20 protein-coding genes, 1 pseudogene and 1 riboswitch are annotated in these 20,458 nt (G+C 37.2%); of the genes and pseudogenes, 13 read left to right on the forward strand and 8 right to left on the reverse strand.

Annotated elements, in window-relative coordinates; translation table 11 throughout:
* Window positions 1-305 precede the first annotated feature (305 nt).
* From KHA96_RS21300 to KHA96_RS21310, 3 genes are read right to left on the reverse strand one after another with little or no spacing between them, the layout of a single operon-like run.
* Complete coding sequence (locus KHA96_RS21300; protein WP_249315847.1) at window positions 306-1,103, reverse strand: ABC transporter permease; 798 nt, start codon at window positions 1,101-1,103, stop codon at window positions 306-308.
* Between the two features lie 13 nt (window positions 1,104-1,116).
* On the reverse strand, window positions 1,117-1,914 hold the full coding sequence (locus KHA96_RS21305; RefSeq protein WP_213131362.1) for an ABC transporter permease: 798 nt from the start codon (window positions 1,912-1,914) through the stop codon (window positions 1,117-1,119).
* Entirely contained in the window at window positions 1,895-2,944 is a 1,050-nt protein-coding gene (locus tag KHA96_RS21310) for an ABC transporter ATP-binding protein (RefSeq protein WP_213131363.1), read from the reverse strand. The genes KHA96_RS21305 and KHA96_RS21310 overlap by 20 nt, the downstream gene beginning before the upstream one ends.
* A 260-nt stretch (window positions 2,945-3,204) precedes the next feature.
* Here KHA96_RS21310 and KHA96_RS21315 point away from each other — a divergent pair, with 260 nt between their 5' ends.
* The 9 genes from KHA96_RS21315 (at window position 3,205) to KHA96_RS21355 (ending at window position 14,392) form a co-directional block, all read left to right on the forward strand.
* On the forward strand, window positions 3,205-4,185 hold the full coding sequence (locus KHA96_RS21315; protein WP_249315848.1) for a glycoside hydrolase family 16 protein: 981 nt from the start codon (window positions 3,205-3,207) through the stop codon (window positions 4,183-4,185).
* Window positions 4,186-4,233: 48 nt separating this feature from the next.
* Entirely contained in the window at window positions 4,234-6,738 is a 2,505-nt protein-coding gene (locus tag KHA96_RS21320) for a carbohydrate binding domain-containing protein (protein ID WP_213131364.1), read from the forward strand.
* A gap of 125 nt (window positions 6,739-6,863) precedes the next feature.
* Complete coding sequence (locus KHA96_RS21325) at window positions 6,864-7,709, forward strand: DUF72 domain-containing protein (RefSeq protein WP_213131365.1); 846 nt, start codon at window positions 6,864-6,866, stop codon at window positions 7,707-7,709.
* A 172-nt stretch (window positions 7,710-7,881) separates the two neighbouring features.
* Entirely contained in the window at window positions 7,882-9,243 is a 1,362-nt protein-coding gene (locus KHA96_RS21330; RefSeq protein WP_213131366.1) for a bifunctional metallophosphatase/5'-nucleotidase, read from the forward strand.
* Window positions 9,244-9,293: 50 nt separating this feature from the next.
* On the forward strand, window positions 9,294-9,596 hold the full coding sequence (locus tag KHA96_RS21335; RefSeq protein WP_213131367.1) for a YunC family protein: 303 nt from the start codon (window positions 9,294-9,296) through the stop codon (window positions 9,594-9,596).
* A gap of 79 nt (window positions 9,597-9,675) precedes the next feature.
* A complete protein-coding gene (yunB, locus tag KHA96_RS21340; RefSeq protein ID WP_213131368.1) occupies window positions 9,676-10,422 on the forward strand; it encodes a sporulation protein YunB in 747 nt (248 codons plus the stop codon).
* Window positions 10,423-10,494: 72 nt separating this feature from the next.
* Window positions 10,495-10,677, forward strand: a riboswitch (Lysine riboswitch).
* A 317-nt stretch (window positions 10,678-10,994) separates the two neighbouring features.
* The gene (locus tag KHA96_RS21345; RefSeq protein WP_213131369.1) at window positions 10,995-12,566 is read left to right on the forward strand and encodes a Na+/H+ antiporter NhaC family protein; all 1,572 of its coding nucleotides are present in this window, start codon (window positions 10,995-10,997) and stop codon (window positions 12,564-12,566) included.
* A 189-nt stretch (window positions 12,567-12,755) separates the two neighbouring features.
* Window positions 12,756-14,276, forward strand: coding sequence for a sodium-dependent transporter (locus tag KHA96_RS21350; protein WP_213131370.1), 1,521 nt, complete (start codon window positions 12,756-12,758; stop codon window positions 14,274-14,276).
* A complete protein-coding gene (locus tag KHA96_RS21355; RefSeq protein ID WP_213131371.1) occupies window positions 14,276-14,392 on the forward strand; it encodes a methionine/alanine import family NSS transporter small subunit in 117 nt (38 codons plus the stop codon). Before KHA96_RS21350 ends, KHA96_RS21355 begins: the two co-directional genes overlap by 1 nt.
* 33 nt (window positions 14,393-14,425) lie before the next feature.
* Here KHA96_RS21355 and KHA96_RS21360 read toward each other — a convergent pair whose 3' ends face one another.
* Together KHA96_RS21360 and KHA96_RS21365 are read right to left on the reverse strand one after the other, a co-directional pair.
* The gene (locus KHA96_RS21360) at window positions 14,426-15,409 is read right to left on the reverse strand and encodes a M23 family metallopeptidase (RefSeq protein WP_213131372.1); all 984 of its coding nucleotides are present in this window, start codon (window positions 15,407-15,409) and stop codon (window positions 14,426-14,428) included.
* 71 nt (window positions 15,410-15,480) lie between these two features.
* Complete coding sequence (locus KHA96_RS21365; protein ID WP_213131373.1) at window positions 15,481-16,152, reverse strand: YhcN/YlaJ family sporulation lipoprotein; 672 nt, start codon at window positions 16,150-16,152, stop codon at window positions 15,481-15,483.
* Between the two features lie 109 nt (window positions 16,153-16,261).
* On the opposite strand from KHA96_RS21365, the gene KHA96_RS21370 reads away from it, so the two are divergent.
* Window positions 16,262-16,537, forward strand: a complete 276-nt coding sequence (locus tag KHA96_RS21370; protein ID WP_213131374.1) for a YutD family protein — start codon at window positions 16,262-16,264, stop codon at window positions 16,535-16,537.
* A 245-nt stretch (window positions 16,538-16,782) separates the two neighbouring features.
* On the opposite strand, the gene KHA96_RS21375 is transcribed toward KHA96_RS21370, so the two are convergent.
* Window positions 16,783-17,097: a cytosolic protein gene (locus KHA96_RS21375; protein WP_213131375.1), complete on the reverse strand. Its 315-nt coding sequence runs from the start codon at window positions 17,095-17,097 to the stop codon at window positions 16,783-16,785.
* Window positions 17,098-17,231: 134 nt separating this feature from the next.
* Here KHA96_RS21375 and KHA96_RS21380 point away from each other — a divergent pair, with 134 nt between their 5' ends.
* Window positions 17,232-17,669, forward strand: a complete 438-nt coding sequence (locus KHA96_RS21380) for a DUF86 domain-containing protein (protein WP_213131376.1) — start codon at window positions 17,232-17,234, stop codon at window positions 17,667-17,669.
* A 396-nt stretch (window positions 17,670-18,065) separates the two neighbouring features.
* Here the strand turns inward: KHA96_RS21380 and KHA96_RS21385 are convergent, their stop codons facing one another.
* Window positions 18,066-18,566 carry a phosphatidylglycerophosphatase A family protein gene (locus KHA96_RS21385; RefSeq protein WP_213131377.1) on the reverse strand — a complete coding sequence of 167 codons (501 nt, stop codon included), beginning with the start codon at window positions 18,564-18,566 and terminating at the stop codon, window positions 18,066-18,068.
* A 132-nt stretch (window positions 18,567-18,698) separates the two neighbouring features.
* Here KHA96_RS21385 and yutH point away from each other — a divergent pair, with 132 nt between their 5' ends.
* Window positions 18,699-19,706, forward strand: coding sequence for a spore coat putative kinase YutH (gene yutH, locus KHA96_RS21390; protein WP_213131378.1), 1,008 nt, complete (start codon window positions 18,699-18,701; stop codon window positions 19,704-19,706).
* A gap of 54 nt (window positions 19,707-19,760) precedes the next feature.
* Here yutH and KHA96_RS21395 read toward each other — a convergent pair.
* A pseudogene (locus tag KHA96_RS21395) lies at window positions 19,761-20,017 on the reverse strand (NifU family protein).
* A 79-nt stretch (window positions 20,018-20,096) separates the two neighbouring features.
* On the opposite strand from KHA96_RS21395, the gene KHA96_RS21400 reads away from it, so the two are divergent.
* Window positions 20,097-20,438: a YuzD family protein gene (locus KHA96_RS21400; protein WP_213131435.1), complete on the forward strand. Its 342-nt coding sequence runs from the start codon at window positions 20,097-20,099 to the stop codon at window positions 20,436-20,438.
* The last annotated feature ends 20 nt before the right edge of the window (window positions 20,439-20,458 follow it).

Below are 20,458 nucleotides of genomic sequence, written 5' to 3' on the forward strand. Positions count from 1 at the left end.
CCGATGTGTTTATGTCACCAATAGCTTGATTGGTAGCCTCCGTCCTTGAAAACCGATGTGCAAAGGTCACCAATAACATGATTGTTGACCAACCTCCTTGAAAACCGATGCGCTTATGTCACCAATAGCTTGATTGCTAACCTTCGTCCCTGAAAACCGATGCGCTTATGTCACCAATAGCTTAATTGATAACCTTCGTCCTTGAAAACCGATGTGTTTATGTCACCAATAGCTTGATTGGTCACCTTCGTCATTGAAATCTTATGCCCTTAGGCCACCAAAGCTAGTTTGGTGACCTTGATAAATCAATTCCCCGCACTTTCATATCTCCGCAGCCCATGATTGAAAATAATCGCCGCCATTCCTGCACAGTATATCGCAACCAAAGGAGTCAAATAACCAAAGATGCTCCAATCGGTTTTTCCAAATAACAACGCTGCTGGAAAAAAGCTAATGAAAGCATAAGGTACAATCACTGCCACGAGAGCTTGAACACCTAATGAATAAATCGTAATGGGGTACTTTGCGAAATCACTTACAGTATGAACCATGTTTCCAAATGCGTTTCCAGGACTATGTGTCCAAAAAACAGACGAGCACGCAGCCAAATAAATAGAGACACGGATGACGATTGCCGAAATTAATAAAACGAGCGCCATCATGACCATTCCGACTGACCAATTAATCGTAATATTTCGTAGAGCTTGAGAGATAATGACGGCTCCGATAAAGATATTTCCCACTCCGTTCATTCCGACTGCAGATCCTAATACTTGCAGGATAGGGGATACCGGTCTTACAAGTAAGCGATCCATTTCCCCACGATTGACAAATCTGCTTATCGACCAAATTCCATCAAAAAATAAGGAAGCAAATCCTTCCGTAAAAAAGATCATCGCATAAATAAAAGCCACTTCCCAAAAACCCCAACCATTGATTTCAGGAATTTGTTGATAAACTACCCATAGAAAAATAAACCCGAGTACTTGAGTTAACATGGCGGCCAATAATGTAATTAAGAAGTCTGCCTGATATTCTAATATTGCTTTTAAGTGTTGGTTAAATAAACGAGAATAGATAAATAGTGATTTTTTCAGTCTCAATTCGTAAACCTCCTTATCCGCCATGAATCGTCACTTGACGGACGGCCCAATTCCACATTAATTTTCCTGCCATCCATAAGACGATTACCCAAAATAGTTGTAAGAATATCATCTGTACAGCTTCAACACCTTGTATTTTTCCCAAATAAATAGAAGCTGGTATATAGACGATTCCTTGAAAAGGCAAGATGCTCGCCAAAGCTTTTAGCCAATCAGGGAAAAAGGTTAATGGGATAAGTGCGCCGGAAAATAAATTCGTAATGGCAGCACGTGACCAGGCAATCCCAACAGCGCTCGTCGTCCAAAAACAAAGTAAGGAAAAAATATAAACGATACTAAACTTTAAAACGAGAGAAACAACTAAACTAATTGCGAAAAGCACCGTTGTTACAATATGATCTGGCACTAATACTCCAGCAAAAAGAAAGACAAAAATACTAATAAATATAGCACCGATCAATCCTTCTACTATGCTAGATCCTAATGTTTCCGCTAAACGCGCTTTTTGAAAGTTAAGAGGTTTTAGAAGATCCATCGCCACGCTGCCATCCAATATTTTTCGTGATATTCCAGTTTCTGAATACCATGAAACTAATGAATTTGTCAGAAAGGTAATGAATAAATAAGCTTTCATTTGATCCCAAGTAAATCCGCCTAATTCTGTTCTTCCAGCGTAAATCGATTTCCATAAATAAAACATTGATAATATGAAAATTAAACTAGCTATTAAACTAATGAAATAGTTGAATCGATAGACTAGCGTATTTTGCATCGTAATTTTAGCGATGGATCTATACTTTTTCTGGAACAAGACGAGTCTCCTCCTCCTCATGGCCACTATTTAAATCGAGCTTACCGTCATACACTTTTCTAATGACTTGTTCGATTTTAGGCTCATCAATCCGAAAGTCGATTACTTCGCCGTGCTGCATGACATATGAAGCAATTTCACCAGCAGAAATGTCAAAACGATTGAAGCGGACAGAAAATTGTTGTCCCAATTCATTTTCTAAAATAACTCCTGGCAAGTCATTAATTAATAAAGACAAAGAAGGAATTGCCTCTTTCATTTGAAAGTGAATCGTTCTTTCCTTTACAAAAGCATCCTTTACTGCCTGAAGTTCTCCATCGTAAATGACCCGTCCTTTATCGATAATAACAAGCCTTTCACAAATATCTTCTATATCATCCAAATCATGTGTTGTTAAAATGATAGTCGTTCCTTTTTCACGGTTAATTTCCTTTATAAAAGTCCTGATTCGTTCTTTTACTGCAATATCTAAACCGATCGTCGGTTCGTCCAAGTATACGATTTTAGGATTATGCAACAAAGCGGCAGCGAGATCGGCTCTCATCCGCTGGCCAAGAGATATTTTTCTAGCTGATAAATGGAGAAATTCATCCAGTCCGAGTAAATTTTTAAAGCGATTAAGATTCTCTTGATAAACATCCTCTGGAATTTCATATATATCTTTCAATAGTGAAAATGATTCAATGACAGGTAGATCCCACCATAACTGTGTGCGCTGACCAAAAACAACGCCAATTTTTTGGGCATTTTCCATTCTATTTTTATAAGGGGTAAGCCCATCGACCGTTATGGATCCTGATGTAGGGACAAGTATCCCAGTGAGCATTTTGATTGTAGTTGATTTACCTGCTCCATTTGGTCCTACATAGGCGACCGCTTCTCCTTCTTTAACAGCAAGATCAATATTATTAACCGCAAGTTTTTCAGCATAATTTTGTGTAAATAAATGTTTGATCGCTCCCTTTAATCCAGGATCTTTAATAGGATGCCGAAATTGTTTTGTTAACCCCTTTACTTCAATAAGATTCATGAAATTGACTCCCTTCTAGTTACAAAATTCCCCAAAAAATATAAGTTTTAGTAATCTTCTATAAAAGTAGTTGAAACCCTTTAAATTTTTCAAAGTCATAGTTACTATGTCCTTAGTCCTGTTTTCTGAAGGTTGGGAGGATTCTAACATTTAAGCGATGAATAATAAATGTAGGAAATAAATGTTTGTTCTCTAAGACATAAGGAGGAGGGATTTACATATTCTAGTGGCATATTTACTATTTTTAGGAGGATGAGTAAATGTCAAGAAAGTGGTGGAGTTTGTCGATGGTTTTTTTATTGTTTTTTTCAAATTTATTTAGTTTTAATGTAATGGCAAATGAAACAAAAGAAGCTCCTTCAAGCGATGAGTCAGATTGGACATTAGTGTGGGAGGATAACTTCGATGGTGAGGAGTTAGACTCAACTAAATGGACAATCGATACTGGAAATGGCTATGAACAGGAAGATGGAACTTGGGTTACGGGATGGGGAAATAATGAATTGCAATACTATCATGAAAATAATGTAGAAGTGGAGAACGGAAAACTAATTTTACAAGGTCGGAAGGTAACTGTTTCTGATAATAGAGGCACGTATCAATATACATCTGGTAAAATCCTTTCTCGAGGCAAGTTTAGTAAAAAGTATGGGAAAATTGAAGCGAAGATGAAGCTGCCGGAAGGAAAAGGATTTTGGCCAGCATTTTGGATGATGCCTGAGGATGATGTGTACGGAGGATGGGCTGCTTCAGGCGAGATTGATATTATGGAAGGAAAAGGTAGTAAACTGCATAACGTTGGCGGTGCGATTCATTATGGAGGAAGCTGGCCAAATAATACGTATACAGCAAAGGATTATGATTTTCAAGATGGTAAAGATATTACCGATTTTAATATATATAGCCTAGAATGGGAGCCTGGTGAACTCCGTTGGTATGTAAATGGAGAACTCTATCAAAAGCTTAATAATTGGAGTTCGACAGGAACAGGAAATGCTGCCAAGTTTTCATATCCCGCTCCGTTTGACCAAGAATTTTTTATCATATTAAATCTTGCCATCGGTGGTCATTTTGATGGAAATCCTGATGAGAGCACTGAATTTCCGGGACAAGTAGAGGTTGATTATGTAAAGGTTTATGAACTAACAGGTCGAGATTATTTAGAGCCTGCTGAACCTGGATTTGAAGTGGAGGAATTACCGAGTAATGCGAAAGAAGCCATTAATGGAAACTATATTTAGGATAATTCGTATGAAAATGGCTTCACAACTATAGCTAATAGTTCCGATTTGGAGAATAGGTGGGATTATACGAATTGGAATTTAGTTAATATGAATGATTTCAATGGAAGTGCAACTGCTTCTGTCGAGAAACTTGATGGAAAACCTTTTGCAAAAGTTGATATTAATCAGCCTGGAAATCAATCATACTCTGTACAACTTATTCAAAATGTTACTTTAGGAAAAGGTCGCTGGTATAAGTTAAGCTTTGATGCTAAATCGAATGCAAATCGAAATCTAAATATAAAGTTCGGCGGTGGACCGGAAAGAGGCTATACGGCTTATTCTCCTTCCCCAGATTTTGCCTTAACGAATAGTGCTCAGTCATATGAATTAAAATTCCAAATGCAGCATGATACGGATGCAGCGGCAAGGCTCGAATTTAATATAGGACTCAATGCAAATCCTGTTTGGATTGGAAATGTCATTCTCGAAGAAATTGAAGCTGTGGACCCATATAACGAAGAGGCACCGAAAAAGCCATTATCAAATGGAAACCATGTGTATAATGGAACCTTTGATGAAGGTAGAATGGATCGCATGACGTATTGGAATCTTTATACAGAGGGGGCTGCTGCGAATGCTTCCGTTAATCCTGATAAAAGAGAATTAGAGATAAAGATTATCGATGGTGGCAGTGTTGGGGATGCAGTTAAGGTAGTTCAAAAAGGTGTAAATCTACTAAGTAATGACGATTACGAATTGACTTTTAATGCAAGAGCTAATTCTCCTAGAGACATACAAGTTGCTTTCTTAAATGAGGATGGAACGGTTAATTTTTCTGGAAATCAAACAATTCCTTTAACGAATGCGATGGAAGCGAAATCGATTCGTTTTACAATGCCAGATATCACTGATGTTAAAGGTCAGCTTGTATTCTATCTTGGCGGAAACAACAATAATGTTAATTTGGACGATGTAAAACTTATTCGCTTAACGAATAAGAATGATCAATTAACATTAAATGATATTTTTCCTTTGAAAAATGGAAACTTTTCAAAGGGTTTAGAAGATTGGACGAAGCATGTTCAAGGGGATTATGGTGATTCTAGTTCATCAGGGATACTCCAAGTGGAAGATGGTCAAGCTAAATTCTCCATTGAAAATGTTGGCAGTAATCCTTGGGATCTTATGTTGATCCAGGAAAGAATGAATGTAAAAAAAGGAAACACATATGTAGTACAATTCGATGCCAAATCAACAGTGGAGAGAATGGTAGAAGTAATAGTTGAAAACGCATCCTATACAAGATTTTTTGATGAAAAAATTCAATTGAACGATACAATGAAAACATTCGAATTTGAATTCAAAATGAATACAGATGACGAAGTTGGCCTAAAATATTTACTTGGAAATATTGCAGGAACCCAAGCGATAAACGAGGCGCATCATGTCATCATTGACAATGTCCGCTTTGAAATAAAAGGGGAAAGAGAAAAGCATTTCCCACTTCAAAATGGCGACTTTTCCGAGGGTTTAGCTAATTGGAATCGACACGTTCAAGGAGATTATGACGGAAATTCAAGAGCAACAATGGAAGCAGTAAATGGTGAAGCAAAGGTTTCGGTTCAAAATGTTGGGACGAATCCTTGGGACGTACAATTAAATCAGCCAGGGCTAGCTTTAACTGAAGGAAAGACATATGTGGTTTCATTCGATGCGAGATCAACAATCGATAGATTACTAGAAGTAGTCCTTGATAACGGGGCCCCTTCCTACCATCGTTATTTTAACGATACTGTCCAGCTGACTGATTCTGTAAAATCATATTCCTTTGAATTTACAATGACAAAGGGCGATATGACTACCTTCCAATTTTTGCTTGGTAATGTAGGTGGCCAACAGTTAACGAATCCACATGATGTATTTATTGATAATGTGAAGTTGGAAGTTAAAGGAGCAAGGGATGCATTAGGAGAAAGCGATGAAGATCCAATAAATCCTCCTGAGCAAAAGAAGGATCAAGTTGAAGCAAAGTTTCAAATGAATGGAAATAATGCGATCATTTCGGACTCTGATTTAGAAAATCTATTAGATGAAATGAAAAATGAAGGGACAGTTATCATCAACTTATCTAACAACAAGGATAATACATTCGTCCGTCTTAGTGAAAGACAAGTAAAGTTGTTAAAAGAAAAGGCAGCAATCGTTAAAGTTAATTTGAATGAGGATGTTATTTTATCCATCCCATCACACATTTTTATAAACGAAAAAGGCAAAGCTGAGCTAAGTATAAAGAAAGAAAAAGCTGTTAACGGTGCCGTCAGTACAGTTTATAATTTGGAACTGAAGCAAGGCGGTCATACGATTTCCAAGTTTGGCGACCGAAATGTAACATTGTCCTTAAAGGTGAACAAAGGAAGCGAAGGGCTTAGCGTTTATTATTCAAATAAAGGAAAAAATGATTGGATAAAACTTGGAGGTACACATCGTGATGGACAAGTGACCGTTGACACTAATCATTTTAGTTCATTTGCAGTGTTTGAACATGATCCATCAAATAAAAAGAAGTAATAATTATAAAGAAGACGGCTTCCATTGAGCCGTCTTCTTTTATGCTGAAAACTCGTATTTCTTCAATTATATTAAAAAGTTTGATACATTTTTAATATCACTTTTTAAATAAAGAGGGTGAGCGAATGATTTATATTGGCGTAACAGGATGGGGAGACCATGATACATTGTACGACAACGGTACGACAGTACGTGATAAGTTGAAGGAATATGCTGCTCATTTTCCAACAGTTGAGGTGGATACTTCTTTTTATGCCATTCAACCGGAAAAAAATAGTGCGAAATGGGTTCATGATACACCAGATGGTTTTCGTTTCGTTGTGAAAGCTTATCAAGGGATGACAGGGCATCAAAGAGGTGAAATTCCATTTGCCACGAAAGATGAAATGTTTGAGGCTTTTCTTTTATCAATTCAGCCATTTATCAAAAGTGGAAAGTTAGCAATGGTGTTATTTCAATTTCCGCCTTGGTTTGACTGCACGAAAGAAAATGTTGCTTACTTACGATATTGCCGGGAAAAAATGCAAGATACTCCAGTTGCTCTAGAATTTCGAAATCAAACATGGTTTTATCCTCAATATAAAGAAAGCACTCTTCGTTTTATGGAGGATGAGGGTTGGATTCATAGCATTTGTGACGAACCACAATCGGGATTAGGCTCGGTTCCAACGATTTTGCATCCTACAAATAAAGATAAAACTTTAGTTCGAATGCACGGCCGCAACGTTGCCGCGTGGATGAAGCCGAATGGGAAAAATTGGAGAGAAGTTCGTTATTTATATCGCTATAATAAGGAAGAACTGCTAGAATGGAAAAAATGGATTATTCAACTACAAAAAGAAACGAAAGATATATATGTTCTTTTCAATAATAACTCTGGCGGAGATGCAGCTGATAATGCTAAACAATTTATTGAAATGTTCGGGATCGAGTATACTGGGTTAGCTCCAAAGCAGCTCGGATTATTTTAGTGAAAACTTGCTTGTGTAAGACAGAAATCTTAAAATGTGCGAAGGTATATCCGATAGGACTGAAATTCGAAAAAAATGAATTTTGAGTTCGAAAAGCCGCGTGAATTGAACTGATATTCAATAAATAGAGATGTAAGCCAGAATTTAAAAGAATCGTTGGGAAGTGTACTCTGTGAAAGAAAAGATTCACATTTATCATACGAATGATCTTCATAGCCATTTTGAAAATTGGCCAAAAATTCGATCCTTCCTAGCAGAAAGGAAAGCAATTCATGAATCGGCGGGGGAGGATGTTTTTATTTTTGACTGTGGCGATTTTATGGATCGCTGGCACCCATTTACGGAAGGCTCAATGGGAAAAGGGAATACCCAGATATTAAATGAAGGCCACTATTCGGCTGTAACGATTGGAAACAATGAAGGAATCACCCTGCCTTTTCAAGATTTAGATGGTTTGTATGAAAAGGCAAATTTTGATGTAATTGTGGCGAATTTGTACCTACCCCATTATAAGAGGCCGAAGTGGGTTCAACCATATGTTATTTATGAAACGAAACATGGTCATAAAATTGGCGTTACGGCAGTCACGACCTATTATCAAAAATTATATGAATTGCTTGGATGGGAGCTCACTGAACCTTTTACCGAACTCGAAATGCAAATTAATAGGTTGAAAGATGAAACAGATATGATTATTGTGCTATCACATTTAGGAATCCATGATGATGAAAAAATAGCAGAGTTATTCCCTAAAGTTGATTTAATATTGGGCGCGCATACTCATCACTTTTTTCATGAAGGAAATAAGGTCCATCATACGATGATGGCGGCAGCAGGTAAATATGGCCGATTTGTCGGATATGTAGATGTTGAACTTAAAGAAAAACCTTTAATGATCCAGCCGAAGCTCTTTGAAACAGATTCACTTCCTTCATTAGAAAATGAAGTGAATTTTGGATATGAATTAGAAAGTATCGGAAAAAAGCAATTGGATAGTAGAGTTACCTATTTACATAATACTTTAGAATTTTCATGGGATAAGCCTTCTGCGTTAGCAAACCTTTTATGCGAAGCATTGCAGGAATGGTGTAAAGCCGACTGTGCATTGATCAATTCAGGCTTAGTTCTAACACAGCTTCAAAAAGGATATGTGACCAAATACGATATCCATCAAATGCTGCCCCATCCGATAAATCCTTGTAATGTTGAACTTACAGGGGCTCAATTAAAAGAAGTTCTGCTTCATGCTGAAGAAGATGGTTGGTCTGATCTTGAAGTAATCGGTTTAGGTTTCAGAGGCTCGGTAATGGGGGTGTTTGTTTATTCTGGAATAGAGATAGAGAAGAATGAACAACAAGTTTTTATTAATGGCACCTTAATTGATCCCGTAAAAACGTATACACTTGCAACGACAGATATGTTTACTTTTGGGAGATTCTTTCCGGAAATTCGAAGATCTGAAGTTAAGCATTATTTTATGCCGGAATTTCTTCGCGATATTATGGAATGGAAATTAGGGCAAATGAATGATTGACCAATTTTCTTCTCCTTTCATACATATGAGTATTGGGAGGAGTGAAGGATATGGTTTCTGTAGAACCTTTAACAATAGAAGGACATACGTTTATTGCTACTTCTGTTTTACTGCCTAAGACTACATTACTGACAATATCAAATGATAAAGGCTATATAATGTGTGGTGCACTCGATGTGGCCTTATTAAATAATCGCTTAGTTGATAGGCAAATTATTGCTGGAAGAGCGGTCGGTGTAAAGACGATTGAACAGCTAATGAATGCGCCTCTCGAGTCAGTTACGATTGCCGCCGAAAAATTAGGAATTCATGCAGGTATGATCGGGACGGAAGCTTTATTAAAAATGGTATAACAAAATCTGGGACAAATTTTTTAAAACTTGCCCTAACTTGCCCCTCTTATGCATACATTTGCATTAAGGGGGGATTTTTTTGGCTGTATTTCGAGTTCGGAAGATACGGCGTGGCCCTTTGCCGTTCCGATATGTTATGCTCTTGTCTTTTGTATTTTTTATATTTTCTACCGCTTTGGGTCTTTGGATTGTAAATATTGGTATTAAACCAACATTAATAAGTTACGCCGAAGCTCAAACGAATAAAATCGCTCCTGCGGTTATTAATAAAGCGGTTCATGATGTCATACCTAATGTTAAAAATATGAACGAAGTGGCGGACATCTTACCGAGCGGTGCAGTAGTATTTAAAACGGATATTATTAACAAAACTCAAGCAGAATTATCTAGGGCAATCCAATATAATTTAAAACAAGCGGAAAAAGGAAATCTAGAGGAATTGGAAGCGGAAACGGGTATTCAAATCGATTATCAAAAATCAAGTGAAGGTGAGGGAATTGTATATTCATTTCCAATAGGTCAAGCCACTAAAAACGCCTTGCTCGGGAACTTAGGACCGAGGATTCCCATTAGGTTTACGGTAGTAGGCAGTGTATATACTAATGTTGAACATAAGGTGGAACAATATCCTATTAACAATTTATATGTATCCGTTATTATTCCGATCGAAGTAAGTGTTCAGATTATTATTCCGTTTGGCTCTAAAAAAACCGTTGTCAAACAAGAAGTTCCTCTTGCAATGGGAGTATTTCCTCTTGATGTACCAGATTTTTATAATAGTAATGAAAAGACAAACCCGTCCATCCAAATTCCTACAAAACCTTAGTCGTATTGCGGTAAAACTAAAAAAATGTTATATTAATATAAGTATTTTAACTTAATAAACCTTATCAAAATCGGATGGGGTAGAGGAGCAAAAGAAAAGAGTAGACTGTGTAAGGATGACAACGGTGATCACAGTTCGAAAGGTTTTTTTGCCGAAGCGATTATTTTTGTCAAAGGATTTTCGCTGGTGTTGCTTTGAAGAAGAGTAACACTCTCATATATAGTGATAGTACTATTGTGGGGAGCTACAGATCGCGGTGGAGAAACTGTACATTACAAATAAGAGTAATGATAGGTCTCTATCATTGCTCTTTTTTATTTTCTCTAGACGTAGATAACTGAGGCGAATGCACTCTCTTTATCTGGTTTCAAAGCTTTTCGACTAGGAAGCGGATTGTGCTTATCACTTGAGTAGATTGATTGATCCTAACGGACTCACCATGCTTTCTTAATCTCAGTTATATGTTAAGAGAAGCATCGACAAAACTTCCTTATGTCTTCATTTACGTCCCAGCGGCTGCGGGGCTTTTATGTCGATGGACAAGGAGCTTACATTTTTTTCAGGAGGATAACATGGAAAATTCAATTTTATCTTTGATTCCGCCGATATTGGCGATAGTAATGGTTATTATAACGAAGAGGGTTTTACTTTCGTTAGGCTCGGGGATTATTGTTTCGGCTTTGTTATTGTCGAAAGGGAATATACTTGAAGGAGCCGACATTTTATGGAGTGCTGTAAAAGGAATTTTTATTGAAGATGGGGCTTTGAATACTTGGAACCTATACATTTTATTATTTTTATTTTTGTTAGGGATCATTACAGCTCTCATCAATATTTGCGGGGGGAGCAGAGCTTTTGGAGAATGGGCAATGACAAAAGTGAAAAATCGCGCGGGTGCTCAGATCCTTGCCGCTGTGTTTGGAATTATCATTTTTATTGATGATTATTTTAATGCACTTGCAGTAGGACAAGTTGCCCGTCCAATTACGGATCGTCATCGTGTATCAAGGGCAAAGCTTGCTTACATTATCGATTCAACTTCAGCCCCTGTTTGTGTTGTGTCGCCGATTTCCAGTTGGGGGGCATTTATCATTGGAATTATTGGAACAGTATTAACTACACATCAAGTAACCGATATATCAGCTTTTACCGCTTTCTTAAAAATGATTCCAATGAACCTGTATGTATGGACAACGCTTTCGATGGTGTTTATAATCGCTTGGTTAAACATTGATTTTGGCAGTATGAAAGTGCATGAGGAGCGAACAATCGCCACTGGAATTCCTTACGATCCTAATAAAACGATACAAGGTGAAATAAAGGAAGAATTGCCAATTAGCGAAAATGGAAAAGTCGGTGATTTATTATGGCCGATCATTGCATTATTTGCGGGGACTTTAGCTGCAATCATTTGGAGCGGATTAAGCGCTACAGAAGGTAAAGCAACCGTAATGGATATATTCGGAAATGCCGATGTGTCAGAGGCACTTGTCATCGGTGGATTAATTGGATTATTCGTTACTATTGGATTGTTTTTCCGTCAATCATTAAAATATCGTTCAATAGAAAAGAGTCTTCTTTTTACAGGATTTAGAGTTGGAATTAAATCCATGATGCCAGCAGTTTTGATTTTATTATTTGCATGGGCGATCATTACACTTATTGATGAATTAGGCACGGGGCTATATCTTGGAAGTTTAGTTGAAAAATCGCAATTGAATCCTGCCTTTTTGCCCGTCATATTATTCATCGGGGCTGCATGCATGGCCTTTGCAACAGGAACGTCATGGGGTTCATTTGGAATTCTATTGCCGATTGCCGGTCAAATAGTTTCCGTGACAGATATGGCACTGCTTTTACCAGCTCTTGCAGCAGTCCTTGCTGGAGCGGTGATGGGTGACCACTGTTCACCAATTTCCGATACGACGATTCTTTCATCGACTGGAGCGGCGTGTAATCATATGGATCATGTCATGACTCAGCTGCCATATGCATTGGTATCTGGGTTGATCACGGCAATAGGGTATTTGGTGATTGGAATTTCAGATAGTACAATTTTAGGGCTAATCACGATTATCATTTTATTAATTATCATGTTTGTTTTATTAAGAAAAAATAATAATATTGCTGAAAAAACAGGATGAGCTACGCTGCCCATCCTGTTTTTTATATGTTTTTAGACATTGTACGGAAGAACAGAAAAAGACAAAAGCCGATATTGCATAAAAAATTTAGGTTTTGACAAGTTGGGCTTATCTGGCTATAATACTGTTAGATTAATTAATAATCTGAAAAAATAAAATCTTCCAAATAGGAAGGGAAAGGGGAATTTGATGGAGAATCGCGCGCAGTTCGGTTCGAGAGCCGGTTTCATTTTTGCGGCTGTAGGTTCTGCGATTGGACTCGGGAATATTTGGCGATTTCCAGCGGTAGCGTATGATAACGGGGGAGGAGCGTTCTTTCTTCCATATTTATTCGCTTTGCTTACAGCTGGTATCCCACTTTTGATTCTTGAGTTCGCAATTGGTCATAAGTATAGAGGATCTGCACCATTATCACTCGCGAGAGTTAAAAAAGGTGGAGAATGGATTGGCTGGTGGCAAATCTGTATTTCCTTTGTTATTGCGACGTATTACGCGGTTATCATTGCATGGGCGCTAGCTTATACGTATTTTTCCTTTAAGCTTGAATGGGGAACTGATACAACTCCATTCTTAATTGAAAATTATTTAAAAGTTGGCAGCACTGATACATTTGGAAGCTTTGTTCCCGGTGTATTATTTCCTCTTATTCTTGTGTGGCTAATTGTACTTGGGATACTTTTCGCGGGTGTTAAAAAAGGAATTGAAATGGCAACTAAGATTATGATTCCTTTACTTGTAGTTTTATTTTTAATTATTGTTATTCGTGCAGTCACTCTTGATGGGGCAATGGAAGGTTTGAATCAATTTTTTAAACCTAACTGGTCCACAATCTTGGACGGAAAAGTTTGGGTCGCAGCATACGGACAAATCTTCTTCAGTTTATCAATCGGTTTTGCAATTATGATCACTTATTCAAGTTATTTACCGAAGAAGTCCGATATTACGAACAGTGCATTTATTACAGGTTTTGCGAATTCGGGATTTGAATTGCTTGCAGGATTCGGTGTATTTGCTGCTTTAGGATTTATGGCTGCACAGCAAGGCGTTCCTGTAAATGATGTTGTAAAAGGCGGAGTTATTTTAGCATTCTCTATTTTTCCGACAATCATAAATGAATTGCCGGCCTTTAACGAAATTTTTGGTATCCTATTCTTCGTTTCTTTAACTCTTGCAGGACTAACATCATTAATTTCTATTGTTGAAACGTATATTGCTGGTATTCAGGAGAAATTTAATATTAGCCGTGCGAAGGCTGTTATTTTCGGTGGTGGCTTTACTGCTATAATTTCTCTTGCATTTGCCACGCAAAATGGTCTGAATCTTCTGGATGTTGCGGATTACTTTATTAACCAATTCGGAGTTGCGATGGCTGGATTGTTTGAAGTTATCTTTATTGCTTGGTTTGCAAAACAACTCAAACCTCTTCAAGCTCATGCTGATTCAGTATCCGATATAAGACTTGGGGCATGGTGGAGGATTAGTCTTTCGGTTATCACGCCGGTTGTATTAGGATATATGATGTTTGATAATTTACGTCAAAACTTAACCGGTGATTACGGTAGCGGAGACTACCCGCGTGAATTCTTATTTCAATATGGATGGACCGTTGCTATTGGAGCGATTCTTGTCGGAGTCTTATTTACATTAAAGCCATGGAAAGGGCACGCCATAGAACAGCCTGCTTACGAAGATAAGAAGGAGGTTTCATAATGACAGGTAGTGCAATCGTCATGATGGTTATTGGTGTCGTTATTATTTGGGGAGGCTTAGCTGCAAGTGTTGCACATGCCATTTCTAAAGCAAGGGAAGCAAAGAGAAACGCTTAAATATAAAAGCTTCGGAGTTAAAAACCGAAGCTTTTACTTTTTATTTCTTTCTTGTCTTTCCCATAATCGTAAATGTGGATATGGATCAAAAGACCATTCATTTATTCCATTATCTTTATACATTCCGAAATGTAAATGGGGCGGAAATTTTCCGGAGGTTCCTGGAGGTCCGTATCCAGAACTGCCCACGCTCCCAATAATCTGCCCAGGGGAGACAATATCGCCAATCTTTAAACCTTTAGAAAAACCATTTAAATGTGCGTAATAATGATATGTGTTATTTAAATCACGAATCCCAACTCTCCAGCCTCCATATTTATTCCAGCCTTTTAGTTCCACTACTCCATAAGCTGCAGCACGAACAGGTGCGCCATAACCTGCAAAAATATCCGTTCCTTCATGTATTCTCCTGCCTCCCCAGCCTCGTCTGTCACCCCATGTATTTTTAAATGTATAATTATAACCTTTAGGGATTGGGAATGCTTTTTCATCCAGGTCTATACGGTTGTAATTACGGTATATTCTTGCGTTTGTAATGATCGACCTAACTGACTGGTCACGTTTATAATAATCCCAGACAGCCATTCGAAATGCTTGATCATTTACCCCATACTGCGATAAATAATTGGCTAAAGTAAATAAAAGATCTTCTCCATTTTGTTTGTCAGCTTTTCCATCACCGTTTCCATCTAATCCGATGCCATTAAAAATAGTAATACTGAGTAGTTGGTTATCGGCAGAGTTTGGATTGAGGGCTCCTGCCCAATGTTCAGAGGGAACATAAAATCCTACAATGTCGTCAGGCCGTGGTAAATCTTTTCTTACATATCGGATGCTTCTTTCAAATTGGTCAACTGCTGCTATATAGTACCAAGGAACTTTTGAAGCTGCTTCCGTCTTTTTGTATAAGTGCATTCTTTGTTCATATATTTCCTTTTGAGTTAGTTCTTTGGCGTCGACATTAATAGAATAGGGCAGGAAAAAAAATAAAAGGCTGGCTAGCACGAATTTTTTCATGGATATTATTACCTCTTTTCAAAACAATTAATGAAGCTTGGCCTCTTAAAGACAGGCCAAGCATTCGAAAGTTATTTATTATTTTCAAACTGCTGCCTGTAATTGGATTGTTCCAAATGATGATTTTGGTCACCAATTGTTTCTCCATTAGAATTTTCACCATCATTTATTTTTCTGCCCTGTGGAGAGCGTTCTAGCATTAATTTTACTGTATCACGTACTGTTGTATCCTTATTGCTTGAACGAGCATTCATAGAAGCAATATTTTCTATGTTTTGGCGCAATGTTGGATCATCCGTAATGTATACATGGTAAAAACGCGGGACTGCACTGATCGCGGTTTTTTTCACTTGGTCTGCTATTTCAAAACGTTCAGAATCCCGTTTTTCATTTGTAATATAGGCAATCAAAACCTCTTGATCCGTTACAAGGACACTTGCATCCTCTACACCCGGCAGCATTACTAAAATTTGTCCAATATTATCAGCAGTTTGCTCTTTGTTCATCCCTTTCATAGGCTTCGCAGCTTCTCCCCCGGGAACAGGGCTTTTTACTTGGCGAACAAATCCAAATAAATCATCCTTCTGCTGATTGTGGTTATAGTTTTCTCCGTGTTCCGCAACATTTATGGAATTTCCACTTTTATGATAAACATGATTGTCCTCAGCAGTTTTTTTATTATTCATACCACAGCCAACCAACATTGTACTTATAAAAATAATTGGAATTGATTTGTATTTCATTTCATACACCTCCTCTTTTTATAGAATGCTCAGGAAAATATATTTTTTTCTTAGTAATTGTTGGAGATTAAGCTATAATTTAAATAACATTCGACTTTCGGAGGGAAAAATGATTACTATTAATAACTGTCAATATGAATTAGTTAATGAATTTAGAGACGGATACAATGAAGAAGCGTTTAAAGCAAGATACAGTGATGTATTATCGAAATATGATTATATTGTTGGAGACTGGGGGTACGGACAACTACGTCTTAAGGGTTTTTTCTCGGATCAAAATCAAAAAGCTTCGTTCGATACTAAAATCGGAACATTAACCGAGTATTTATACGAGTATTGCAATTTTGGCTGTTCGTATTTTGTATTAAAAAAGATGGATAAATAAAAAAGTGGAAGCTATGTTTATCGACGTATAGTCCCATGGGATGTAGGTTCGCCGACTTGACATAAAGACGTGGCTTTTTTTACTCTAAGTTCCTTTTTTAGCCTTTAATTGAGGTAAAGGAAACACGAGGTTCTTCAGCATGGATCGATGTTGACTTGCGCAAAAGATTAGGACGAGAAGTATGCTAGCCAATAGACTCTGTAGCTGAAAAAAACAGGTGCCCCTAGTGAATGGGACACCTGTTTTTAACTATCTTCATAAGGAGGTTGAGTTTCCCTTTCTGGATCATCATGTGTAATATGAGCATTCGGGCCTTTACGGGGGTGGCCCTCATGCATCGATTTAAATTCATAGTTAAAGGCACTATAAGAACGTTGCCCCTCTTCCCAAGGTGTTGATTTATTCTCTACAGGTGTATCTTCACCACGCGGAGCGCCATATGCACCTTCTGGAAGCTCCTCGGGTATTATATAATTTCTTTGATCCGCTACATTTGATAAATCAGTATAGGGAGGGTCTTCTTTATCTTGGTTATTTGCTTTAGGACGTTGATCTGCCATATTCATTCTCCTTTCTACATGTACCTTCTCCTGTAAACTTCGATTTATTCTCATTAAGACTTTCCTCATTGGACCACTGTCCATTCGTTTTGTTATGATAATAGGGATCATATAGAGTGGAGGCATCAGCACCTATGTATTTTGTAGATAGGGAAAAAATTGAAGCAACATTAATTTTTATGGAAAAGCAAATAAATCTTATTAAAAGTAACAAAAATTGGGAGTCTGCAATTGAAAAAGCAGCCTTGGAACGGACGTTACATACAATTATTGAAGCTGTTCTTGATACAGGCAATGCTATGATTGATGGATTTATTATGAGGGATCCAGGGAGCTATGAGGATATTGTTGATATTCTGACAGATGAAAAAGTAGTTGATGAGGGTTTATCAATCGTATTAAAAAGATTTATTTCTTTTAGAAAAATGCTCGTTCAGCAATATATAGAAGTGGATCACAAAGCTTTAATAAATGAAACATCAGCATCGATAACTAAACTTCAACTTTTTCCTGATTGTGTTCGTTCATATTTAACGGATGAACTTGGACCAGTATCAGCTTTTAGAAATTAATTAGAATTAAGTGTGGGAGTTTTCGAACTCTTAAAACCTTTAAATTAATGGAAGTATTGTTAATATGCGTTCTAGCGCTTCTCTATCTGCGTGCAGGATGGGAAGAATATTTGATTAGATTTGAATCGAAATGCAAAAGAAGATTCCTAAAGTTTCCGCCTTGATCGGATTCAAATCGCGAAGCAACATTAATTTTCTCGTTATTTCACAATACTCCTACAGAATTCTTTGCGATTTCTGCTCAATCGGTATTATCATTATTACTGACTCAATAAAAAACACCCGCAATATCCTAATAGTGGATTTTGCGAGTGTCTGTTTTATGGCTATTATATAAACATCTAAACAATGAATTATTTCTGTACGTCTCAGTATCCTCAAGCATTTTTTCTACTTTTATATCTCACCTTTAGAACTATGGGCAAGTCTGCTTGAAGCAGCGGCTGCAATTGCTCCAACGATATCATCTAGAAAAGTATGACATTTACCTGATGAATGATCATTTAATTTTTCCAGTATGCCCGGCTTTTGTTTATCGATATATCCGTAGTTCGTAAATCCGATGGATCCATACACATTGACAATTGAAAAGGCGAGAATCTCATCTACTCCATAAAGACTTTCATCACTTGCGATAATACTTTGTAAAGGCTCTTCAAGTTTGCCATTTTCTGCAAGTATATCTAATTGAATCCCTGTTAAAATTGCGTTTTGTACTTCCCTTTTTTGAAGAACGCGCTCAATATTGTAAATACATTCTTCAATTTGCAAGCCTGGATGATATTTTTTTTGAAGGTACATTACTAACTCTGCAATATCCTCAATTGTTACACCACGCTCTTTTAAAAGGCGGCGAGCTGTTTCTTCGGAAATACTTATGAATCGTTCATTCTCCATTTGTCTCATCCTCTCTATATTTTCATCATATAACTAGTTGGTTTCCTGGTACATCAAACTACTCGGCAAGAAAACTTTTTCTTTTCATATAATTGAACTAATAACAAAGAGCAAATGAAAGAGGGATGCTCCATGTCAGAAAAAATACTAGAAAATTATTTTGGAATAACACCAGATCAAACGATACAAGATGGAAGCTCTATTCGTTACAAGGTGGATAACTCACTGTATACTATTATGCAAGTTACTCATTTGGAACAAGAGGCATTAATTGAATTATATGAGATGTCAGATCATATGGCAAAGTATGGAGATAATAAAGTCTCCACTTTTGTTCCAGGAGTGAATGAAAAGTTTCTTGTCACACATGAAAATCAAGATTATGTACTTATGCATAATTATTATTTTCCACCATCACGAAATAAAAACACAGGAAGAAAACTAGCTAAATTTCATGAAAAGGGAAAATTGATTCAGGCTCCGCTTTCTGGAGCAAACCGGTTAGGACAGTGGAAATCATATTGGATCAAAAGACTCGAACAAATTGAAAAAGTTTATTCGAGTGTTGTTCAGGATAGAACGGGTGAAGAGTTTGAAAAATTATTTATCAAATCATTTCCTTACTATCTTGGACTTTGTGAAAATGCCATTCAGTATATAACCGACACAGAACTTGATGAAGATTTGACTTTTTCTGATATGGGAACAATAGGCCATCAAAGATTTCATGAAAATGTATGGAATAAACAAATGGAAATCAGGAATCCGTTTGATTGGGTATTTGACCATCCTTCAAGAGATTTAGCGGAATGGATTAGAGATTGTTACTTTCGAAACGTTAGATCCTTTCAACCGGATATAATTCAATTTTTACGCGGATATGAATCCGTATCACCATTAAGTGCATTTTCCTGGCGGTTGATTTATTCACGATTACTTTTCCCGATACATTATTTTACTTGTATTGAAGATCATTATTTAACTTCATCGCAATGGACTCAAAAGCAATTAGAAGAAAGATTGAATAAATATTTGCGGGATGCAAGGGATTACGAACGATTCTTAGGAAACTTCTACCAATTGGCAGAAGTAAGTCATGGACATTTTCCCGTCATTGATTGGCTGGATCCTTCTTTATGAAAATGAAAAAAGAGCCTAAATTTCTTAGGCTCTTAAACACAATGTAAATTAGTCTTAGAATACCTGCTCTACTTCTAGTACGCCAGGAACTTCCTCAACCAATGCACGTTCTATTCCAGCTTTCAAAGTGATAGTGGAGCTTGGACAAGTTCCACATGCACCAAGTAGACGTAGTTTTACAATACCGTCATCTACATCAACGAGTTCACAATCTCCGCCATCTCGAAGGAGGAATGGACGCAATTTATCTAATACTTCTTGAACTTGTTCCATCATTGTTTGTTCATACATTGATATCGACTCCTTTCCATATAACCATTATAATCAGTATGAAGAAAAAAATCTATAAAACAATTCGATTCGATCGTTCAAGAAAAAGGGGAGAGTGGTATTTTGAAGAAGGAAGTTGAAATTTTTGTTTATGGCGCTGAGCAAATCTGTGCAAGCTGTGTCGGTATGCCTTCATCTATAGAGACTTATGAATGGCTAGATGCGGCTATTTCCCGAAAATATTCTAATCAACCCTTTTCAATACGATATATAGATATTTTTAATCCACCAGAAGATGAAACACATCAATCATTTGCGAATCGGGTAATTAAAGAGGATTTATTTTATCCAGTCGTAACAATTGGAGAAGAAATTGTGGGTGAAGGGAATCCGAACTTGAAAGATATATATTTGGAGATGGAAAAGTACGGATATGAAGGGGTCAGTCCAAAGAAAGACTGACCCTAAGTTTGTATGTCGAT

The organism is Bacillus sp. FJAT-49711, assembly GCF_018343715.1.
Classification (GTDB): Bacteria; Bacillota; Bacilli; order Bacillales; family Bacillaceae_C; genus Lederbergia.

Bases quoted from the DNA above. Each gene is read 5' to 3' on its own strand.
- KHA96_RS21370 (WP_213131374.1), top strand. From the start codon at position 16,262: ATGATTACTATTAATAACTGTCAATATGAATTAGTTAATGAATTTAGA.
- KHA96_RS21315 (WP_249315848.1), top strand. From the start codon at position 3,205: ATGTCAAGAAAGTGGTGGAGTTTGTCGATGGTTTTTTTATTGTTTTTT.
- KHA96_RS21310 (WP_213131363.1), bottom strand. From the start codon at position 2,944: ATGAATCTTATTGAAGTAAAGGGGTTAACAAAACAATTTCGGCATCCT.
- KHA96_RS21355 (WP_213131371.1), top strand. From the start codon at position 14,276: ATGACAGGTAGTGCAATCGTCATGATGGTTATTGGTGTCGTTATTATT.
- KHA96_RS21365 (WP_213131373.1), bottom strand. From the start codon at position 16,152: ATGAAATACAAATCAATTCCAATTATTTTTATAAGTACAATGTTGGTT.
- KHA96_RS21375 (WP_213131375.1), bottom strand. From the start codon at position 17,097: ATGGCAGATCAACGTCCTAAAGCAAATAACCAAGATAAAGAAGACCCT.
- yutH (WP_213131378.1), top strand. From the start codon at position 18,699: ATGTCAGAAAAAATACTAGAAAATTATTTTGGAATAACACCAGATCAA.
- KHA96_RS21385 (WP_213131377.1), bottom strand. From the start codon at position 18,566: ATGGAGAATGAACGATTCATAAGTATTTCCGAAGAAACAGCTCGCCGC.
- KHA96_RS21360 (WP_213131372.1), bottom strand. From the start codon at position 15,409: ATGAAAAAATTCGTGCTAGCCAGCCTTTTATTTTTTTTCCTGCCCTAT.
- KHA96_RS21345 (WP_213131369.1), top strand. From the start codon at position 10,995: ATGGAAAATTCAATTTTATCTTTGATTCCGCCGATATTGGCGATAGTA.
- KHA96_RS21335 (WP_213131367.1), top strand. From the start codon at position 9,294: ATGGTTTCTGTAGAACCTTTAACAATAGAAGGACATACGTTTATTGCT.
- KHA96_RS21350 (WP_213131370.1), top strand. From the start codon at position 12,756: ATGGAGAATCGCGCGCAGTTCGGTTCGAGAGCCGGTTTCATTTTTGCG.
- KHA96_RS21325 (WP_213131365.1), top strand. From the start codon at position 6,864: ATGATTTATATTGGCGTAACAGGATGGGGAGACCATGATACATTGTAC.
- KHA96_RS21380 (WP_213131376.1), top strand. From the start codon at position 17,232: ATGTATTTTGTAGATAGGGAAAAAATTGAAGCAACATTAATTTTTATG.